This is a genomic window from Stenotrophomonas sp. Br8, from assembly GCF_014763005.1.
GTDB lineage: Bacteria > Pseudomonadota > Gammaproteobacteria > Xanthomonadales > Xanthomonadaceae > Stenotrophomonas > Stenotrophomonas lactitubi.
The window spans coordinates 1-17,073 of record NZ_JACGTN010000021.1; the positions used below are offsets into that span (position 1 = coordinate 1).

Consider the following 17,073-nt stretch of genomic DNA (forward strand, 5'->3'; position numbering starts at 1 on the left):
GTCCGGTTGCGGGGGTGTAAGCGCCATGGATGGCGCGCCCAAGCCTACAGGGACGTACTTGCGGCGTCCCCCGCAACCGGACCCACCCCGCCATCCCACAGGAACCCAGCTTTTGCCGTTGCTTCGGCCGTTGCAGTTGCCTCTGCGGGTGCCGGGCGCAGCCCGGCCGTGAACCTACCTTCTGACCTGGCCTTCGCCGCGCACTACGAAACGTTCGACCGTGAGCGCTTCCAGTCCCATCGGGCCATAGGCATGCAGGCGCGTGGTGGAGATGCCGATCTCGCTGCCGAGGCCGAGCTGGCCGCCATCGGAAAAACGTGAAGACGCGTTGACCATCACCACCGCCGAGCGCAACGCGTTGACGAAACGTTCGGCACTGGCCACGTCTTCGGTGGCGATCACTTCGGTGTGGTCGGAGGTATAGGTGCGGATGTGCGCGATCGCTGCGTCAAGATCGTCGACCACGCGGACCGCCAGTACCAGATCAAGGAACTCGGCGGCGTAGTCGTCCTCGCTGGCCGCAGTGCTTCCCGGCAGCAACGGCTGCGCGCGCGCGTCGGCACGCAGCTGCACACCACGTTCGGCCAGCGCCTGCGCAGCCCGCGGCAGGAAGTCTGCGGCAATGTCCTGGTGCACCAGCAGGGTTTCCAGTGAATTGCACGCGGACGGGCGACTGCACTTGCCATCCACCAGCAGATCGAGCGCTTTTGCAGGGTCGGCACTGGCATCCACGAACAGGTGGCAGACACCCTTGTAGTGCTTGATCACCGGCACTCGCGCGTGTTCTGCGACGAAACGGATCAGGCCCTCACCACCGCGTGGGATGGCCAGGTCGATCAGTTCATGCAGCTGCAGCAGTTCCAGCATGGCTTCGCGGCGCAGGTCGGTCAGCACCGTCACCGCGGCAGGGGGCACGCCGTTGGCCTTCAATGCCCCGGCCAACGCCTGCGCGATGGCAGTGTTGGAATGGATGGCCTCCGAACCTCCACGCAGAATCACGCCGTTGCCCGCCTTCAGGCACAGCGCGGCGGCTTCGGCGGTCACGTTCGGGCGTGCTTCGTAGATCATCGCGATCACCCCCAGCGGCACGCGCACCTTCTGTACGCGGATGCCGTTCGGACGCACGTCGTCGCGGGTTACCTGCCCGACCGGGTCCGGCAGGCCCGCCACCTCGCGCACCGCATCGGCCATCGCCAACAGGCGCGCCGGGTCCAGCGCCAGGCGGTCGAGCATCGCGCTGCCCACGCCCTTGTCGCGGGCGGCGGCCAGGTCGCGCGCATTGCCCGCAAGAATCTGCCCGGCATTGACCTCCAGCGCCTGCGCCATCGCCAGCAGCAGCGCCCTGCGGGCATCGCTGTCGAGGCCAGCGACCACCTGGGCTGCGTCACGGCAGGCGCGGGCCTGCGATTCGATCTCACTCATCGGGACATCCTGCAATGGGTTCATGGCAGCACCAGATCGTCGCGATGGACGACGGTACCGCCGTAGTTGTAGCCGAGCACGGTCTGGATGTCGCGGGTGTGGCGGCCGGCAATGCGGCGCACGTCATCGGCGGCGTACTGGCTGACACCACGGGCCACGCAGACCCGGCCAGCTTCGGTGTTCCAGCACACCTGCACCATGTCACCACGGCGGAACGCGCCATCGGCACCGGTGATGCCACCAGGCAACAGCGATGCGCCCTTCTCGCGCATCGCCTGCGCGGCACCGGCGTCGATCAGGATCGCGCCTTCGGCCAGCGGTGCGTGCCGCAGCCAGTGCTTGCGGGCGGCCTCGCGGCTGCGCGCCGCGTGGATACGGGTGCCGAACAGGCGATCCTGCGCCAGCGCGCGCACCACCTCGCCACTGCGGCCGTTGAACAGGTAAGTTTCGATGCCAACACGGCCGGCCTTGGCCGCGGCCTCCAGCTTGGTGCGCATGCCGCCGGTACCGGCGACTGAACCGGCACCACCGGCCATCGCCAGCACGGCATCATTCAACTCGGGCACGTCGTGCAGCGGCCGTGCATCGGCATGCGTGCGCGGGTCGGCACTGTAGAGGCCATCGATGTCGGTGGCGATGAACAGTGCATCAGCATCGACCAGCGCCGCCACGGTCGCGGCCAGGTTGTCGTTGTCGCCGAGCTTGAGCTCGTCCACCGATACGGTGTCGTTCTCGTTGACCACCGGCAACGCACCCAGCCGCAACAGCTCGTTGAGGGTGGCCCGCGCATTGAGGTAGCGACGGCGGTTGCGCAGATCGTCATGGGTCAGCAGCACCTGCGCCACCGGGCGCTCGAAGAAGCGCTGCCACAGACCGATCAGCTGCGCCTGGCCAAGTGCCGCCAATGCCTGTCGCGCAGCCATCGCCGCACCGGGTTCATCGGCCCTGGGCAGGATCGCGCGGCCGGCAGCCACCGCGCCGGAGGAGACGATGACCACTTCGCGCCCGGCCAGCACATTGGCCGAGACGAACTGGGCCAGGCCCAGCGCGTGACGCGGTGACAGGCCACCGCCATCGGCCGCGAGCAGGCTGCTGCCGACCTTGAGTACAGCACGCCGCCACGACGGCAGCGCTTGTTCGGGGAACGGCGATGCAACGTTGGCGGCGTGGACAGTCATCGGGGGCGCCTCAGCGGGTATTCCATTCATGGACGCTCAGCGCGGATGCCTGCATCGTCACCAGCGGATCGGTGGCGACGATGGCCTGTGCCTGCGCAAGGCTGTCGACGTTGCACAGCACATAGGCGCCGCCACTGCCATCGGCAAAGCCGCCGGTCAGCTGCAGCTTGCCCTCGGCCTGCAACGCATCAAGAAAGTCGCGGTGCGGTTGCACCACAGCGTCGGTGAAGCCGGGCTGGCGCATCGCCAGCACCAGGTAGACGGTGCCGGCCATCAGGACAGCGCCTGCCAGCGCGCGCGCAGTTCATCCAGGCGCAGGTCCGACGCCGAACCCGGCGATACACGCGCCGCCAGGCTGCCTTCCGGCGTACGCCCCTGCCCCGCGCTGTCGGCGCCGGCAGCAGCGGCCTTGTAGGCCTCGCGGAAGGGTACGCCCGCGACCGCAGCTTCCACCGCTACATCGGTGGCGTACATGCCCGAATCGATCGCTGCGCGCAGCTTGTCATCGCGCCATTCCAGGTTGGCCAACAGCGCCGGCAGCAGCTCCAGCGCGGCCAAGCCACGACCGAAGCCGTGGAAGATCGCGCCCTTGGACGACTGCAGATCGCGGTGGTAGCCCGACGGCAGCGACAGCAGCTGCTCGATCTCGGTGCGTGCGGCGGCGACGCTGGCATGGGTCGCCCGCATCAACTCGATCACGTCCGGATTGCGCTTGTTGGGCATGATCGAACTGCCGGTGGTGTACTGCGCCGGCAGCGCGACGAAACCGAATTCGGCGCTGGTGAACAGCGACAGGTCCCAGGCGATGCGGCGCAGGTCCAGGGTCGCACCGCCCAGCGCTTCCAGTGCAGCCAGTTCGAACTTGCCACGCGACAGCTGCGCGTAGATCGGCGAGATCTGCATGCGCGCAAAGCCGAGCGCAGCGGTGGTGTGTTCGCGATCCAGCGGCAGGTTCACGCCGTAACCGGCAGCGGTGCCGAGCGGATTGGCATCAACCAGTGCATGGGTATCGCGGGCACGCACAGCGTTGTCGATGAAGGCCTCGGCCCACCCAGCCCACCACATGCCTGCCGAGGACACCACGGCACGCTGGATGTGGGTGTAACCGGGAATCGGCAGATGCTGCTCGGCCTGCGCACGGTCGAGCGCCACCTTGGCCACTTCGGCACTGACCTGCGCGACGCGCTGCAGCTTCTCCTTCAACCACAACCGGGTCGCGACCAGGATCTGGTCGTTGCGGCTACGGCCGGTATGGATCTTGCGGCCTGCATCACCCAGGCGCTCGGTCAACCGTGCCTCGATGGCGGAATGGCCATCTTCATACTGCGTATCCAGCACGAAGCGGCCTTCGCGGAAGTCCTGTGCCAGCACCTCCAGCTCGCGCAGCAACCCTGCCAGTTCGTCGGCGCTGAGGATGCCGATGTGCTGCAGGCCCTGCGCGTGCGCGGCGCTGGCGGCGATGTCATGCAGGAAGAATTCGCGATCGAGGATCACGTCGTCGCCGGCGAGGAAGGTCTGGATCTGGGCATCGACAGCGACGCCTGGCTTCTGCCAAAGAAGGTCTGCCATGGGGGGCTCCTGTACGGTTTCAGTGCGGGATCGACGTCAGTTCGTCGATGCCCAGCGCGAGATTGAGGTTCTGCATGGCCTGGGTGGCCGCGCCCTTGAGCAGGTTGTCCAGGGTCGCCACCACCACCACCCGCTTGCCACCCGGCGCCAGCGTGAAGCCGCCGACCTGGGCGCCATGGCGGCCGGCGATGCGGCTCACCCACGGCGCCTCGTCCACGACCTCGATGAGCGCTTCACCGGCATAGGCCTGCTGGAAGCGCTCGACGATCTGCTCGCGGGTCTGCACACGGTTCAACCAGAGGTTGGCGGTGAGGGTGATGCCACGGAAATGCGGCGCGACGTGCGGCATGAATTCGACCGCCACGCCCAGCTGCACGGACACCTCACGCTCGTGCACGTGGTTGGTCAGCGCGTACGGCATCAGGTTGTCGGCCAGCAGCTCGACGTTGTTCTTGTCCGACGGCGAGGTGCCGGCACCGGAGTAGCCGGACACGCCGAAGCACTGCGGCGGGCCAGCCAGCAGCTCCCGCAGCGGATGGATCGCCAGCTGCATCGCAGTGGCATAGCAGCCGGGATTGCTGATGTGCTTCTGCCCGTTGTAACGGTCGCGGGTAAGCTCGGGCAGGCCGTAGTACCAGGCAGTGTCGAAACGGTAGTCGGCCGACAGATCGACGATCACCGTGTCCGGCTTCGCCGTTTCCAGCGCCGCCACGAACGGAGCAGCCAGTCCGTTGGGCAGCGCCAGGATCACCGCATCCACGCCCTTGGCGGCAACGGCATCGGCGTTGAGATTCTCGAACTGCAGTTCACCCTGCCACTGCGGGTAGTGGTCGGACACGCGCTGCCCGGCCAGTTCGCGCGAAGAGACGAAGCCCAGCTGCAGGTTCGGATGCGCGGCCACCAGCCGGATCAGCTCGGCGCCGGTATGGCCGCGGGCGCCGACGATGCCGACGGTGAACGAGGAGGAAGTGCTCATGCGTGCGTGCTCATGCGTGCGAGTCGAGGCGGTGCTGCAGGTGGCGTTTCACGCCCTGCCATTCCGCGTCGATGATGGAGAAGATGACGGTGTCGCGCGGCGTGCCGTCGGGATGGCGACGGTGATTGCGCAGCACGCCATCCTGCTTGGCGCCCAGGCGCGCGATCGCGGTGCGCGAGGTGAAGTTGAACCAGCTGGTTTCAAACACCACGCTCAGGCACTCCAGCCGCTCGAAGGCGTGGCTGAGCAGCATCAGCTTGGTTTCGGAGTTGACCCCGGTGCGCTGCACCGACTCGCCATACCAGGTGTAGCCGATGCTGAGCCGCGGTACGTCAGGCTGCAGATCGTAGTAGCGGGTGGTGCCGACAATCTGGTCGTTGGCATCGAACACCACGAACGGCAGCACCTTGCCCTCGGCCTGCACCTGCAGCGCGGCCTGCACATAGCCGGTCATGGTCTTCGCATCGGGCACCTGCGTGTACCAGAGCTTCGACAACGCACCGTCACCCAACGCACCGCGCAGGCCATCGATATGGCTCATCTGCAGCGGTTCCAGCCGCGCATGCGTGCCGGTCAGCGTGGGTACCTTGGTCCAGTCTGCGTGATTCATCGTGCTCAGCCCTCCAGGCTCGGTGCACGCACGGCGCAATGGTCGACATAGGTCCTGATCCGGTCGATGCCATCGGCACCGTACCAGAACACCTTCCAATTGCCCTGCTTGTAGCAGCCATCGGATTCGGCGTAGTAGAAATGGTTGATCGGGTTGCCGTTGCGTGAGCGCCAGAACAACTGAGGAGTTTCTTCCAGCATCACGTTCCAGACGGCGCGGCCCAGGCCTTCACCCTGCGCATCGTCGAGCACGGCGAACTTGTCCAGGTACACGCCCTCGGCCTCATCGGTGAGGATCACCGCCGTGCGGTAGTTCTCGCTGACATAGGCGCGCAGCAGCGTGGTCTTCTCGAAATAGTCCGGCACCAGGGTGCGGCCGAAACTGGATTCGATCAGGCCCTTCAGGCGCGGCAGGTCCAGCTCGCTCCAAGCGGTTGCACGCAGCACCTTCTCGCCCTTGCGTACCAGCGTACCCGAGCCCTTGTGGGTAAACAGTTCCTTGGCCAGGTCGGCGGGCCGGGTGATCGACACCGACGATTCCAGCGGCAACCGGTCCAGCAGCGACTTGATCTGTTCGATCTTCACCTTCATGCCACCGTGGATCCACGGTTGCGCGATCAGGTGGTCGTACTCGGTGGACAGGTTGATCGAATCGATCACGCTGCCCTCTTCGTCCAGCAGGCCGCCGGTACCGGTCAGGAAGATGATCTTGTACGGCTGCAGTTCCTGCACCAGTTCGTTGGCGGCGAAGTCGGCATTGCCGTTGAGGATCTGCCCGCCGGCGGTCTCGCCGAGGCTGGTGATGACCGGGATCGAGCCCGCACGCAGGCTGGCTTCGATCGGCGCCAGGTTGACCTTCTTCACCTCGCCGACCAGGCCGTAGGTATCCAGGCCCAGGTACTCCGCCTCGAACACGCCACCGGTGATGGACGTGGCGCGCGCGCCGTTCTGCTGCAGGGCTTCGACCAGGCGCAGGTTGGATTGCTGGAACACGCGGCGCACGATTGCCAGCGCTTCCGGCGAGGTCACCCGCAGGCCGTTGACCGTCTGCTTTTCAATGCCGGCGGCCGACAGTTCCGCATCCAGCTGCGGTCCGGCGCCGTGCAGCACGATCGGGGTCAGGCCGACCTCCTGCAGGAACGACAACGAGGAGGTCAGCGCGTCGAGATCGTCGCGCAGCACTGCGCCGCCGACCTTGACCACGGCGAAGCGCTTGGCGTCCAGCTGCGAAAAGCGCTTGAGGTACTGGCTGATCTCCTTCGCGCTGGCCATGCTCGAGAGCAGGCGCACGATGGTCTGGCGGGTCTGGCGGTGGGGCTGGAGGGCAGGAGACATTTCGGTTTCGTCACAGGCGGCGGTCGCCGCGTTGCAGTTCCGCCGCGCAGAAGCGCAGCGGCGTTGTAGGTCGATCAGGCGCCAGCGGCGATGATCCGATGTACGGCGTCGGTGTAGCGCTGCAGCTGCTCCAGCGTCACGAACTCGTCGGCGGTATGGGCCTGGGCGATGTCGCCCGGGCCGAACACCAGCGTGGTATAGCCAGCGGCCGAGAACAGCGACGCCTCGGTCCAGAAGTCCACCGCGTTGCCGATCGGAATATCCAACGCATCGGCCACGTCGCGCGCCAGCAGGCGGCGGTTCTCGGCTTCGGCGATGTCACCCGCCGGCAGGCTGGGGCCACGGAAGGTTTCGGTGAACACCGCCGCTTCCGGTTCGGCGAAACCGGCAAAGGTCGCCAGCAGCGCATCGATATCCATCGACGGCAGCGGCCGGAAGCCGAAGCGCACTTCCGCCGCCGGCGCGATCATGTTGGCCTTGATGCCACCTTCAACGCGCCCGATGTTGAAGCGCAGGCCGGTCAATCCACCGAAGCGCGCCGAGGCCAGCGATTCGACGTGGCCCAGCGCACGGTTGCCCCAGCGCATCGCCTGGTGCAGCGCACTGGCGGCTGCATCCTGCTTGCCCGACGCGTGGCCGGCACGGCCGGCGAACTGCATCAGCACCGAGCTGATGCCACGATGCGCGAGCACCGCTTCGCTCATGGTCGGTTCGGCCACCAACACCGCTTCGTACTTGATGCCCCGGGCCAGGAACGCGGCAATACAGCGCGGATCGTTGGCTTCTTCATCGCTGGAGAACAGGAACGCCGCGTCGCCATCACTGGCATTGGCTGCAGCCACCAGCGCAGCAGCCGCCCCCTTGATGTCACACACACCGAGGCCGACCACACGGTCGTCCAGGCGGCGCATCACGTGCGGGTCGGCACTCCAGTGCGGCGAGTCCGGCACGGTGTCCAGATGCACGTTGAACAGGTACTTCGGCGTACCGCGCACGGCATACAGGCTGACCGCGCCAGCGCCATGGTCGATCACCTCGACATTGAACCCGGGCAGGTTGTCGCGCAGGTAATCGAAGATGCCGCCGGTGGTGATCGCACGCGGCGGGTTGCGGGTGTCGAAGGACACCAGCGCCTGCAGGTGATCGAGCGTCTGTTCAAGCATGAATCAACAATCCTGTGGATTTCCGCCGGGCATGGCCCGGCGCTACCGGAACGCGTCTGGAGGAGAGCCCCCTTCTTGTTGAAGGGGGCGCGCCAACGGCGCGGGGTTAAGGAGGAATGCGCGGGCAGGTCGATCGCGGCTCAGCCGCGGTTGACCTGCGCATACAACGTCGAGCTCATGCCGAACAGCTTGATGAAGCCTTCGGCTTCTTCCACGCCCCAGTCGGCCGACTGCGCATAGGTGGCGCCCTTGGTGTTGAGCAGGTGCGGCGACTTCACCGCAACGGCGTCGACACGACCACCACGGGTTTCCAGCACCACTTCGCCGTTGACCTTGGCCTGCGAGGACTTCAGGAAGGCTTCGATGTCGGTCTTCAGCGGGTCGTGGTAGAAGCCTTCGTACACCAGCTCCACCCACTTGCGCGCCACGTCCGGCTTGAAGCGGTTCTGCTGCTTGGTCAGCACCGCATCTTCCAGCGCGCGGTGCGCGGCCAGCAGCGAGACCAGGCCCGGTGCCTCGAACACGATGCGGCCCTTCAGGCCGATCACGGTGTCGCCGGTGTACACGCCACGGCCGACGCCGTAGGGGGCAAACAGCTTGTTGAGCTGGGCCAGGATCTGCTCACCCGGCAGGGCCTTGCCGTTGAGCTCCACGGCTTCGCCTTCGACAAACTTCAGGGTGACGGTCAGCGGTGCTTCCGGCCATTCGCTGCGCGGTGCGCACCAGCCACGGGCGCCCTCGCCCGGTGCTTCCCAACGATCGATCTCGCCACCGGACATGGTCAGGCCCAGCAGGTTCTCGTTGATGGTGTAGGCCTGCTGCTTGGCGCGCACGCCGAAGCCACGCTCTTCCAGGTACTTCTGCTCGTAGGCGCGGGTCTGGGTGTGTTCCTTCTGGATCTCGCGGATCGGCGCGATGATCTGGTAGTCACCCAGGGCCTTCACTGCCAGGTCGAAACGCACCTGGTCGTTGCCCATGCCGGTGCAGCCGTGAGCGATGATGTTGGTGCCCAGTTCGGCGGCGCGCTTGAGCGCGGCATCGACGATCAGGTAACGGTCCGACACCAGCAACGGGTACTGGCCCTGGTAGCCCTCACCGGCCCACACGAACGGCTTGACGAAGCCGGACCAGATGGCCGGACCGCCATCGACGGTCTGGTGGCTGGTGACACCCAGTTCGGCGGCACGCTTCTCGATGAAATCGCGCTCTTCGTCATCCACGCCGCCGGTATCGGCGAACACGGTATGCACGTTGTAGCCGCGCTCCTGCAGGTACGGCACGCAGAAGCTGGTATCAAGGCCGCCGGAGAAGGCGAGAACGACGTCTTTGTTGCTCATGGGGGTATGTCCTGGTAGCGCCGGGCCATGCCCGGCGGAAATGTTCGAATGGAGAAATCAGCGCCCGGCAACAGCGGCCATGATCGCCTTCTGCACATGCAGGCGATTCTCGGCCTCGTTGATGGCGATGCACTGCGGCGAATCCATCACGCCGTCAGTCGCCTTCACGTTGCGGCGCAGTGGCAGGCAGTGGCTGAACACGCCGTTGTTGGTCAGCGCCATCTTCCGCTCGTCGACGATGAAGTGCTTGAACTGGTCGCGGATCGGCTTCTCCGGTTCCCAGTTGCCGAAGAACGGCAGTGCGCCCCAGCTCTTGGCATAGACCACGTCGGCACCGGCATAGGCGCTGTCGATGTCATGGCTGATCTTCAGCGAACCGCCGCTCTCGGCCACGTTCTGCTCGGCCCAGCCCATGTAGCGCTCGTCGAGGATGTAGTCGGCGGTCGGGCACAGCAGCGTCACGTCCATGCCCATGCGGGTGGCGATGGTCAGCGCCGAGTTGGCCACGGCGGTGTTCAGCGGCTTGGGGTGGTAGGTCCAGGTCAGCACGTACTTCTTGCCGCGCAGGTCCTGGGTGCCGAAATGCTCCTGCAGGGCCATCACGTGCGCCAGCTCCTGGCACGGGTGGGTGATGGTCTCCATGTTGATCACCGGCACCGGCGAGTACCTGGCGAAACTCTCGAGCACGACGTCCTGGCGGTCGTAGGCCCAGTCGACGAACTTCGGGAACGCGCGCACGGCGATGATGTCGCAGTAACGGCCGAGCACCTTGGCCACTTCAGCGATGTGCTCTTCGGTATCGCCATCCATCACCGTGCCGAGGTTGAACTCGATCGGCCATGCATCCTTGCCCGGCTGCAGCACCACTGCGTGGGCACCGAGCTGGAACGCGCCCAGCTCGAAACTGGTGCGGGTACGCATGGACGGATTGAAGAACACCAGCGCGATCGACTTGCCCTTGAGCTGGTCGCCGAGCTTGTTGCGCTTGAACAGCGCAGCCTGGGTCAGCAGCGCGTCAAGTTCGCTGCGGCTCCAGTCCTGGGTGTTCAGGAAGTGCTTGGGGGACATCATCATTCCTTGCATGAGCGGCGCCGGTGGCCGACGCGGTGGAAGGTGGAAGGGAAAACCGGGAACCAAGGTGATACGAAAAGGTTGCAGATGAAGCTTTCAGAACGCGGAAACGAAAAAACCCAGCCGGCGGGCTGGGTTTTTTTCGGACGAACAGCAGAAAGCTCCGGATTACCCAGCGAGAATGTGGGGTTCCGGTCGACGGGCACGCGACGTCATGCCAGTGGCCTGGCGGGCGGCGCTGCTGTCGTGCTGGAAGTCGGTGAGCTTCATTGGTCGGCAATCTTTACATGCGGCCGGGGCCGGCGCAAGAGGCCGGCGTCGCAGAATCAGGGGGTACCAGCGGCAGCCTGCTCGGGGCCTACCCACGGGGTGATCGAAACCCGGATCTTCAGCCGGTTGCCAGGGTCTTCCGGCAGCCGTGAACGGTACTTGGTGCCCTTGTAGACGTAATCCACGTCGTAGGCGATGGGGCGGCGGAACTCACGCCCGACAGGCACGATGCGACAGTCCCGGGTCAGCATCGGACCGGTATTGGCCGGCGCCGGGGCGGGGGTTTCCGCCGGAAGCTCCTCCAGCGTCTCCTCGTCGCTGCGCTTGAACATCGAGCGCACCGAATCCCACAGGCGGCCGATGCGGCCCTTGTCCTCGACCGGCTCCTCGCCGGTGACGTTGACCGGGGCCAGGGTGCGGGTCGAGACCGGCTCGCAGTGCTCCTCGGTACGGGTTGCGCGCAGGGTCTGGAACACCGGCTCCACGTTGAGCACCTGGGCGTAGTCGAACTTCACGTTCTCCACGATCACCACCCGGTTGCGGGGCTCGGCCTCCTGGGCCAGGACCACGGCGGGCAGCGCCGACAGGCAGGCCAGGGTCAGCAACGCGGTGGTTTTCATTGGCGATGGGAGCAGGGACACGGCAATAGTGTAGGCAGTGGTGACCGCAAGGGGCTGAACATTACCCGTCCGCGTCGTTCCTGCCCACCCCACCCCACCCGCCGGTGACGTCCACCGGTGGCAATGGTCCCCCCAAAGGGGCCCGACACGTTCTAAAATCACAGGCTTGTCCCCCAGTCACAGACCCATGACCCTGCGCCTGCACAACAACCTGACTCGCCAGCTCGAACCGTTCACCCCGCTCGACCCGGCCTGTCCGACCCTGTATGTGTGCGGCCCGACGGTCTACAACTACGTGCACATCGGCAACGCCCGTGGGCCGGTGGTGTTCGGGGTGCTGGCCGACCTGCTGCGGCGGCGCTTCGGTGCCCTGCGCTATGCCCGCAACATCACCGACGTGGACGACAAGATCAACACCGCCGCACGCGAGCAGGGGGTGCCGATCAGCACCATCACCGACCGTTTCGCCGCCGCCTACCGTGAAGACATGGCCGCGCTGGGCGTGGCACCGCCGGACATCGAGCCGGAAGTGACCGCGCACATTCCGCAGATCATCACCATGATCGAGCAGCTGGTCAGCAGCGGGCATGCCTACGCCGCCGAAGGCCATGTACTGTTCGCCGTCGGCAGTTTCGAGGGCTACGGCAAGCTGTCGCGCCGCGATCCGGACGAAATGCTGGCCGGCGCCCGTGTCGAGGTTGCTCCCTACAAGCGCGCGCCCGGCGACTTCGTACTGTGGAAGCCGTCCGGCGACGACCTGCCCGGCTGGGAATCGCCGTGGGGCCGCGGCCGTCCAGGCTGGCATATCGAATGCTCGGCGATGGCCGCCGCACACCTGGGCGAGACCATCGACATCCATGCCGGTGGCGTCGACCTGCAGTTCCCGCACCACGAAAACGAGATCGCGCAGAGCGAGTGCGCGCACGGCGGCAAGGTGTTCGCACGCTTCTGGCTGCACAACGGCATGCTCAACTTCGGCGGCGCCAAGATGAGCAAGTCGATCGGCAACATCGAGCGCGTCCACGACCTGGTGCGTAAACACGCCCCCGAGGCACTGCGCCTGGCCTTGCTGTCGGCCCACTACCGGCAGCCGCTGGACTGGTCCGACGCGCTGATCGAACAGTCCGGCCGCACCCTCGACCGCCTGTACGGCACCCTGCGCGAGCTGGCCGAGGTGGCCGCCACGGCAGTGATCCCGGCAGACATCGAAGCGGCATTGGATGATGATCTCAATACGCCGCAGGCGCTGGCCGAAGTGGCCCGTATCGCCGGCGAAGCGCGCCGCGCCACCGATCCCAGCGAACGCGCACGCCTGAAGAGCGAACTGCTCGGCGCGGGTCTCGCCCTGGGCCTGCTGCAGGCCGATCCGGCGCAGTGGTTCGGCAACGCCGCTGGCGACAGCGACGACGACGCGCGCATCCAGGGCTTGATCGACGAACGTGCGGCAGCCAAGCAGGCGCGCGACTTCGCCCGTTCCGACGCCATCCGCGACCAGCTGGCCGCCGAAGGCATCGTGCTGGAAGACACCCCGCAGGGCGTGCGCTGGTCGCGCAAGCGCGGCTGACCTGCCCTGCCCCGTGGCCGGCCCCACCGGCCACGCCCCCACTGTAGAGACTGTTGTGATCGACTCCCCGTTCCCGCTTGAATCCACCGCCGCCGAGGCACAGACGGCCATCGCCGAGGAATTCGGTTTCTTCGGCGACTGGTCCGAGCGCTACCAGTACCTGATCGACCTCGGCCGCAAGCTGCCCGCCTTTCCGGAAGAATGGAAGACCGAAGAGCACCGCCTGCTCGGTTGCCAGTCGATGGTCTGGATCGTGCCGGAAGGCAATACGCAGTCGCTGCGCTTCCACGCCATCAGCGATTCGGCCATCGTCTCCGGCCTGATCTTCCTGGCGCTGCGGGTGTACTCCGGGCGCACCGCGCAGGAGATCCTGGCCACCGAACCCAGCTATATCCAGGATATCGGCCTGTCCCGCCACCTGTCGCCGACCCGCAGCAACGGCGTGGCGGCGATGCTGGCCTTCATCCGTGAGACCGCGCAGGCCCAGCTGCAGCGCGATCCGTCGTGAGCGAACCTGCCACAGCCGAAGACACCGCGCTGGGCCTGCTGTCCCGGCCCGGTTTCGCCCGGCTGCTGGCGTACCGCATCTTCGCGATGCTGTCCTACCAGGTGGTCGCGGTCACCGTCGGTTGGCACATCTACGAAGTCACCCGCAATCCGTTCTCGCTGGGCCTGATCGGCCTGGCCGAGGTGCTGCCGTTCTTCTGTGTGGCCCCGTTTGCCGGTTATCTGGTGGATCATCTGCCGCGCCGCAAGCTGGGCATGGTCGCCTGTTCCGGACTGATCGCCACCGCGCTGGTGCTGACCAGCGTAGCCAAGGGCTGGCTGCCGGTTGACGGTGTGTGGCCGATCTATGCAGCCATCGCCCTGACCGGCATGGTCCGCGCCTTCCTGTCGCCGATCTACAACGCGCTGTTCGCCCGCGTGCTGCCACGTGAACATTTCGCCCGTGGCGCCGGCCTCGGCGCCGTGGTGTTCCAGACCGGCATGATCGCCGGCCCGGCACTGGGTGGCGTGCTGGTCGGCTTCGGTGGCAAGGGTCTGTCCTATGCGGTGGCCACGGCCTTCGCGCTGGTGGCGATGGGCTGCCTGGCCACGCTGAAAGTGGAAGAACCGGTGCATGCCGGCCCCGCCGCCCCGATCTTCAAGAGCATCGCCGAAGGCGCGCGCTTCGTGGTTGGCAACCGGATCATGGTCGGCGCCATGGCGCTGGACATGTTCTCGGTGCTGCTGGGCGGCGTGGTGGCGATGCTGCCGGCGTTCCTGCACGAGATCCTGCACCACGGCCCGGAGGGCCTGGGCATCCTGCGCGCAGCCCCGGCGCTGGGTTCGGTGTGCGTCGGCCTGTGGCTGGCGCGCCACCCCCTGCACCGCAACGCCGGTCGCGTGCTGCTGTTCGCCGTGGCCGGCTTCGGCCTGTGCGTGATCGGCTTCGGCCTGTCCCAGCACTTCTGGCTGTCGGCGTTGATCCTGCTGTTCTACGGCGCCTTCGACGGCGTGTCGGTGGTGATCCGCTCCACCATCCTGCAGCTGGCCACGCCGGAAGAGATGCGTGGCCGGGTATCGTCGATCAACGGCATCTTCATCAGCTCGTCCAACGAACTGGGCGCGTTCTATGCCGGCACGATGGCCAAGGTTCTGGGGCTGGTACCGGCGGTGGTGCTGGGCGGGTTCGCGGTGCTCAGCGTGGCCGGGATCACCGCGTGGAAGAACCCGACGCTGCGGAGATTGAATCTGCGCGACCTGCAGTGATCCCGCGGAGAGCGGGTTCGGCGGCGCCGGGCATTTGACTGGGCCCGTCACTCTCCCTCGATGCGGTGCTCGGCTCGCTACAAGGCGGACCCAACAGCCGCGAGCGCACGCATGACCGCTCCTGGTAGAGCCAAGCCATGCTTGGCTGTTTTTGTTTTTGTTTTTGTTTTGCTCTTCCCTGCCCTACGGCTTCGGCCTGAGCCGAGCATGGGCTCGGCTCTACAGCGGCCGCACTCGGGAACCGTCTGGAGCGGGCGGGTCACCCGGGCCAGGACCGTTCGCGCCATGGATGGCGCGACCGAGCCCCCAGGGATGGGTTTACGGCGTGTCCTGGCCCGGGTGACCCGCCCGCTCGCTCGCGGAACAACCAAGGCGCCGCTCTACGCAGTCAACTCGAACCCAACAAAAAAACCCGGCCGAAGCCGGGCTTTTCGCATGACATCACAACGAACCGGAATCAGTCGCCCTGCTGCTTCTGCAGGTGCTCCCAACGTTCCTGGGCGTCGATGGTGCGCTCGGCGGTCAGGCGCGCTTCGAGGCGCTCCAGGCCGATTTCTTCACCGGTATCCACGCAGTACCCGTAATCGCCCGCTTCCAGGCGCTTGAGGGTGCTGTCGATCTTGCCGATCAGCTTGCGGTAACGGTCACGGGTGCGCAGTTCCAGCGAGTTCTCGGTCTCGCGGGTCGCGCGCTCGGCTTCATCGCCGATGTCACGCACTTCCTCACGCAGGTTCTCGATGGTCTGCTTGGACTCTTCCACCAGGTCGGCGCGCCAGTTCTGCAGGCGCTGGCGGAAGTACTCCTGCTGCAGCGAGCTCATGTACTCCTCGTCCGAGGCCGGCTTGTAGCCTGCGGGCAGGATCGGGCGGCCAGTGGCCTCATCAGTCTTGTATTCGACGACCTTGTACTTGCTGCGCGGCGCAGGCGCTGCCGAACGGGCAGCGACGGCCACGGCAACCTTGCCCACGGGGCGGGTCACGGTCTTCGGAGCGGAATCGGATTTCACGGCGGTTTTAGCAGGCGATTTCGAAACGGGCACGGGATTCTTGGATTGCGGGGCGGTCGATGCTGCAGAAGCGGCGGCGGTGGCCGGCTTGGGGGCCGGTTTGGCTGCTGCCACTGCCGCGGTCTTGGCCGGGACAGACTTGGCCGGGGCCGGCTTCGCAGCTGGCTTCGGTGCGGACTTCACTACAGGGGCCGGCGTCGGCTTGGCAGCCGGCGGGGCGACATTCTTGGCAGTCTTGGCGGCAGGTGCCGGCTTGGCAGGCGCCACCTTCTTTGCTGCCGGCTTCGCAGCAGGCGCGGCGGCAACCTTCTTCACCACCGCCTTCGGCGCCGGCTTGGCTGCTGCCTTCTTCGGTGCCGGCTTGGCAGCGGCCTTCTTCACCGGTGCAGCCTTGCTGGCAACCTTCTTCACCGCCGGTGCCTTCTTGCTGGCAGCGACAGGTTTGGCCTTGACCGGCGCAGCGGGTTTCTTCGCCACTGCCGGCTTGCCGGACTTGGCCGGCGCTTTCTTTGCGGTGGCCTTCCTGGCCGCCGGTTGTGAGGATGCCGCCTTGGTCACCGGCTTGCTGGCCGGCTTCTTGGCAACGGGCTTGGCCGCCAACTTCTTCACAACAGGCTTGGCGGTTTTCTTGGCGGCCTTGACGGCCTTCTTTGCAGTTTTTTTAGCAGCCACGAAACGCTCTTCCTTGGATTCCCCGGGGCCCGGGAAAGCGGGCCTTTATAGCCTACCCGACCCGCAGCAGCAACCTCGGGGGCCCGCTCCATTCAGTCCAGGAGTCAACGGGTCCAAGGCGCGGTCCGACGAACACGGACCGCCTTGCGCGGTACGGAACCTGTCCGGCACCTGGAGGGGTGCCGATAGCGGTCGCAGGCCATCTACGACATGCGACCAACGGCCCATCCTGCACAAATGCGGCCTTCATGCCAACTGGCTTAAGATGACTGAGTGATCTCGCGCCTGCTCATCGCCCTGCTGCGCTTCTACAAGCGCTTCATCAGCCCGCTGCTGGGGCCTCGCTGCCGTTTCGTGCCGAGCTGCTCTGAATACGCCATGGACGCCATCTCCCGGCACGGCCCGCTGCGCGGCAGCTGGCTGGCCGCGCGACGGCTGGGCCGCTGCCATCCGTTCCATCCCGGCGGCTTCGATCCAGTGCCCGAATCTCCCGACGCCCCTTCTTGCCGTTGCACAGGAAAACACTGAC

Annotated in this window: 16 protein-coding genes; 4 read left to right on the top strand and 12 right to left on the bottom strand. The window is 66.4% G+C overall.

All coding sequences use genetic code 11. The features are described from left to right. Positions 1 to 174 precede the first annotated feature (174 nt). From H3005_RS18015 to H3005_RS18065, 11 genes are all read right to left on the bottom strand, one after another. A complete protein-coding gene (locus H3005_RS18015) occupies positions 175 to 1,446 on the bottom strand; it encodes a glutamate-5-semialdehyde dehydrogenase (protein ID WP_191078702.1) in 1,272 nt (423 codons plus the stop codon). Then, a complete protein-coding gene (gene proB, locus H3005_RS18020; protein ID WP_089236218.1) occupies positions 1,443 to 2,600 on the bottom strand; it encodes a glutamate 5-kinase in 1,158 nt (385 codons plus the stop codon). The genes H3005_RS18015 and proB overlap by 4 nt, the downstream gene beginning before the upstream one ends. 10 nt (positions 2,601 to 2,610) lie before the next feature. Beyond that, positions 2,611 to 2,874, bottom strand: coding sequence for a YciI family protein (locus H3005_RS18025; RefSeq protein WP_089236219.1), 264 nt, complete (start codon positions 2,872 to 2,874; stop codon positions 2,611 to 2,613). Further along, complete coding sequence (gene argH / locus H3005_RS18030; protein WP_033831569.1) at positions 2,874 to 4,169, bottom strand: argininosuccinate lyase; 1,296 nt, start codon at positions 4,167 to 4,169, stop codon at positions 2,874 to 2,876. The genes H3005_RS18025 and argH overlap by 1 nt, the downstream gene beginning before the upstream one ends. A 19-nt stretch (positions 4,170 to 4,188) precedes the next feature. Further along, entirely contained in the window at positions 4,189 to 5,145 is a 957-nt protein-coding gene (gene argC, locus H3005_RS18035) for an N-acetyl-gamma-glutamyl-phosphate reductase (protein ID WP_100553036.1), read from the bottom strand. A gap of 10 nt (positions 5,146 to 5,155) precedes the next feature. Further along, positions 5,156 to 5,755, bottom strand: coding sequence for a GNAT family protein (locus tag H3005_RS18040; RefSeq protein ID WP_100553037.1), 600 nt, complete (start codon positions 5,753 to 5,755; stop codon positions 5,156 to 5,158). 5 nt (positions 5,756 to 5,760) lie between these two features. Further along, positions 5,761 to 7,089, bottom strand: coding sequence for an acetylglutamate kinase (locus H3005_RS18045; protein ID WP_191078703.1), 1,329 nt, complete (start codon positions 7,087 to 7,089; stop codon positions 5,761 to 5,763). A 74-nt stretch (positions 7,090 to 7,163) separates the two neighbouring features. Further along, complete coding sequence (locus H3005_RS18050; RefSeq protein WP_191078704.1) at positions 7,164 to 8,252, bottom strand: acetylornithine deacetylase; 1,089 nt, start codon at positions 8,250 to 8,252, stop codon at positions 7,164 to 7,166. A 140-nt stretch (positions 8,253 to 8,392) separates the two neighbouring features. Beyond that, entirely contained in the window at positions 8,393 to 9,589 is a 1,197-nt protein-coding gene (locus tag H3005_RS18055) for an argininosuccinate synthase (protein WP_089236225.1), read from the bottom strand. 57 nt (positions 9,590 to 9,646) lie between these two features. Further along, positions 9,647 to 10,657 carry an N-acetylornithine carbamoyltransferase gene (locus H3005_RS18060; RefSeq protein ID WP_025876421.1) on the bottom strand — a complete coding sequence of 337 codons (1,011 nt, stop codon included), beginning with the start codon at positions 10,655 to 10,657 and terminating at the stop codon, positions 9,647 to 9,649. Between the two features lie 329 nt (positions 10,658 to 10,986). Next, positions 10,987 to 11,550 (bottom strand): hypothetical protein, encoded by a 564-nt coding sequence (locus H3005_RS18065; protein ID WP_089236226.1) that lies wholly within the window; start codon positions 11,548 to 11,550, stop codon positions 10,987 to 10,989. A gap of 187 nt (positions 11,551 to 11,737) precedes the next feature. Here H3005_RS18065 and cysS point away from each other — a divergent pair, with 187 nt between their 5' ends. Genes cysS through H3005_RS18080 form a run of 3 tightly spaced genes read left to right on the top strand, consistent with a single transcriptional unit; the run spans position 11,738 to position 14,866 of the window. Then, positions 11,738 to 13,114: a cysteine--tRNA ligase gene (gene cysS, locus H3005_RS18070; RefSeq protein WP_191078705.1), complete on the top strand. Its 1,377-nt coding sequence runs from the start codon at positions 11,738 to 11,740 to the stop codon at positions 13,112 to 13,114. A gap of 55 nt (positions 13,115 to 13,169) precedes the next feature. Then, positions 13,170 to 13,622, top strand: a complete 453-nt coding sequence (locus tag H3005_RS18075) for a SufE family protein (protein WP_100553040.1) — start codon at positions 13,170 to 13,172, stop codon at positions 13,620 to 13,622. Beyond that, positions 13,619 to 14,866 carry an MFS transporter gene (locus H3005_RS18080; protein WP_100553041.1) on the top strand — a complete coding sequence of 416 codons (1,248 nt, stop codon included), beginning with the start codon at positions 13,619 to 13,621 and terminating at the stop codon, positions 14,864 to 14,866. The genes H3005_RS18075 and H3005_RS18080 overlap by 4 nt, the downstream gene beginning before the upstream one ends. A gap of 457 nt (positions 14,867 to 15,323) precedes the next feature. Here H3005_RS18080 and dksA read toward each other — a convergent pair whose 3' ends face one another. Continuing rightward, a complete protein-coding gene (dksA, locus tag H3005_RS18085) occupies positions 15,324 to 16,544 on the bottom strand; it encodes an RNA polymerase-binding protein DksA (protein ID WP_089236230.1) in 1,221 nt (406 codons plus the stop codon). Between the two features lie 273 nt (positions 16,545 to 16,817). Here dksA and yidD point away from each other — a divergent pair, with 273 nt between their 5' ends. After that, positions 16,818 to 17,072: a membrane protein insertion efficiency factor YidD gene (gene yidD, locus H3005_RS18090; RefSeq protein ID WP_100440597.1), complete on the top strand. Its 255-nt coding sequence runs from the start codon at positions 16,818 to 16,820 to the stop codon at positions 17,070 to 17,072. Position 17,073: the final 1 nt, after the last annotated feature.

Excerpts from the sequence above, each read along its gene's own strand:
- H3005_RS18015 (WP_191078702.1), bottom strand. The coding sequence starts at position 1,446 with ATGAACCCATTGCAGGATGTCCCGATGAGTGAGATCGAATCGCAGGCC.
- proB (WP_089236218.1), bottom strand. The coding sequence starts at position 2,600 with ATGACTGTCCACGCCGCCAACGTTGCATCGCCGTTCCCCGAACAAGCG.
- H3005_RS18025 (WP_089236219.1), bottom strand. The coding sequence starts at position 2,874 with ATGGCCGGCACCGTCTACCTGGTGCTGGCGATGCGCCAGCCCGGCTTC.
- argH (WP_033831569.1), bottom strand. The coding sequence starts at position 4,169 with ATGGCAGACCTTCTTTGGCAGAAGCCAGGCGTCGCTGTCGATGCCCAG.
- argC (WP_100553036.1), bottom strand. The coding sequence starts at position 5,145 with ATGAGCACTTCCTCCTCGTTCACCGTCGGCATCGTCGGCGCCCGCGGC.
- H3005_RS18040 (WP_100553037.1), bottom strand. The coding sequence starts at position 5,755 with ATGAATCACGCAGACTGGACCAAGGTACCCACGCTGACCGGCACGCAT.
- H3005_RS18045 (WP_191078703.1), bottom strand. The coding sequence starts at position 7,089 with ATGTCTCCTGCCCTCCAGCCCCACCGCCAGACCCGCCAGACCATCGTG.
- H3005_RS18050 (WP_191078704.1), bottom strand. The coding sequence starts at position 8,252 with ATGCTTGAACAGACGCTCGATCACCTGCAGGCGCTGGTGTCCTTCGAC.
- H3005_RS18055 (WP_089236225.1), bottom strand. The coding sequence starts at position 9,589 with ATGAGCAACAAAGACGTCGTTCTCGCCTTCTCCGGCGGCCTTGATACC.
- H3005_RS18060 (WP_025876421.1), bottom strand. The coding sequence starts at position 10,657 with ATGTCCCCCAAGCACTTCCTGAACACCCAGGACTGGAGCCGCAGCGAA.
- H3005_RS18065 (WP_089236226.1), bottom strand. The coding sequence starts at position 11,550 with ATGAAAACCACCGCGTTGCTGACCCTGGCCTGCCTGTCGGCGCTGCCC.
- cysS (WP_191078705.1), top strand. The coding sequence starts at position 11,738 with ATGACCCTGCGCCTGCACAACAACCTGACTCGCCAGCTCGAACCGTTC.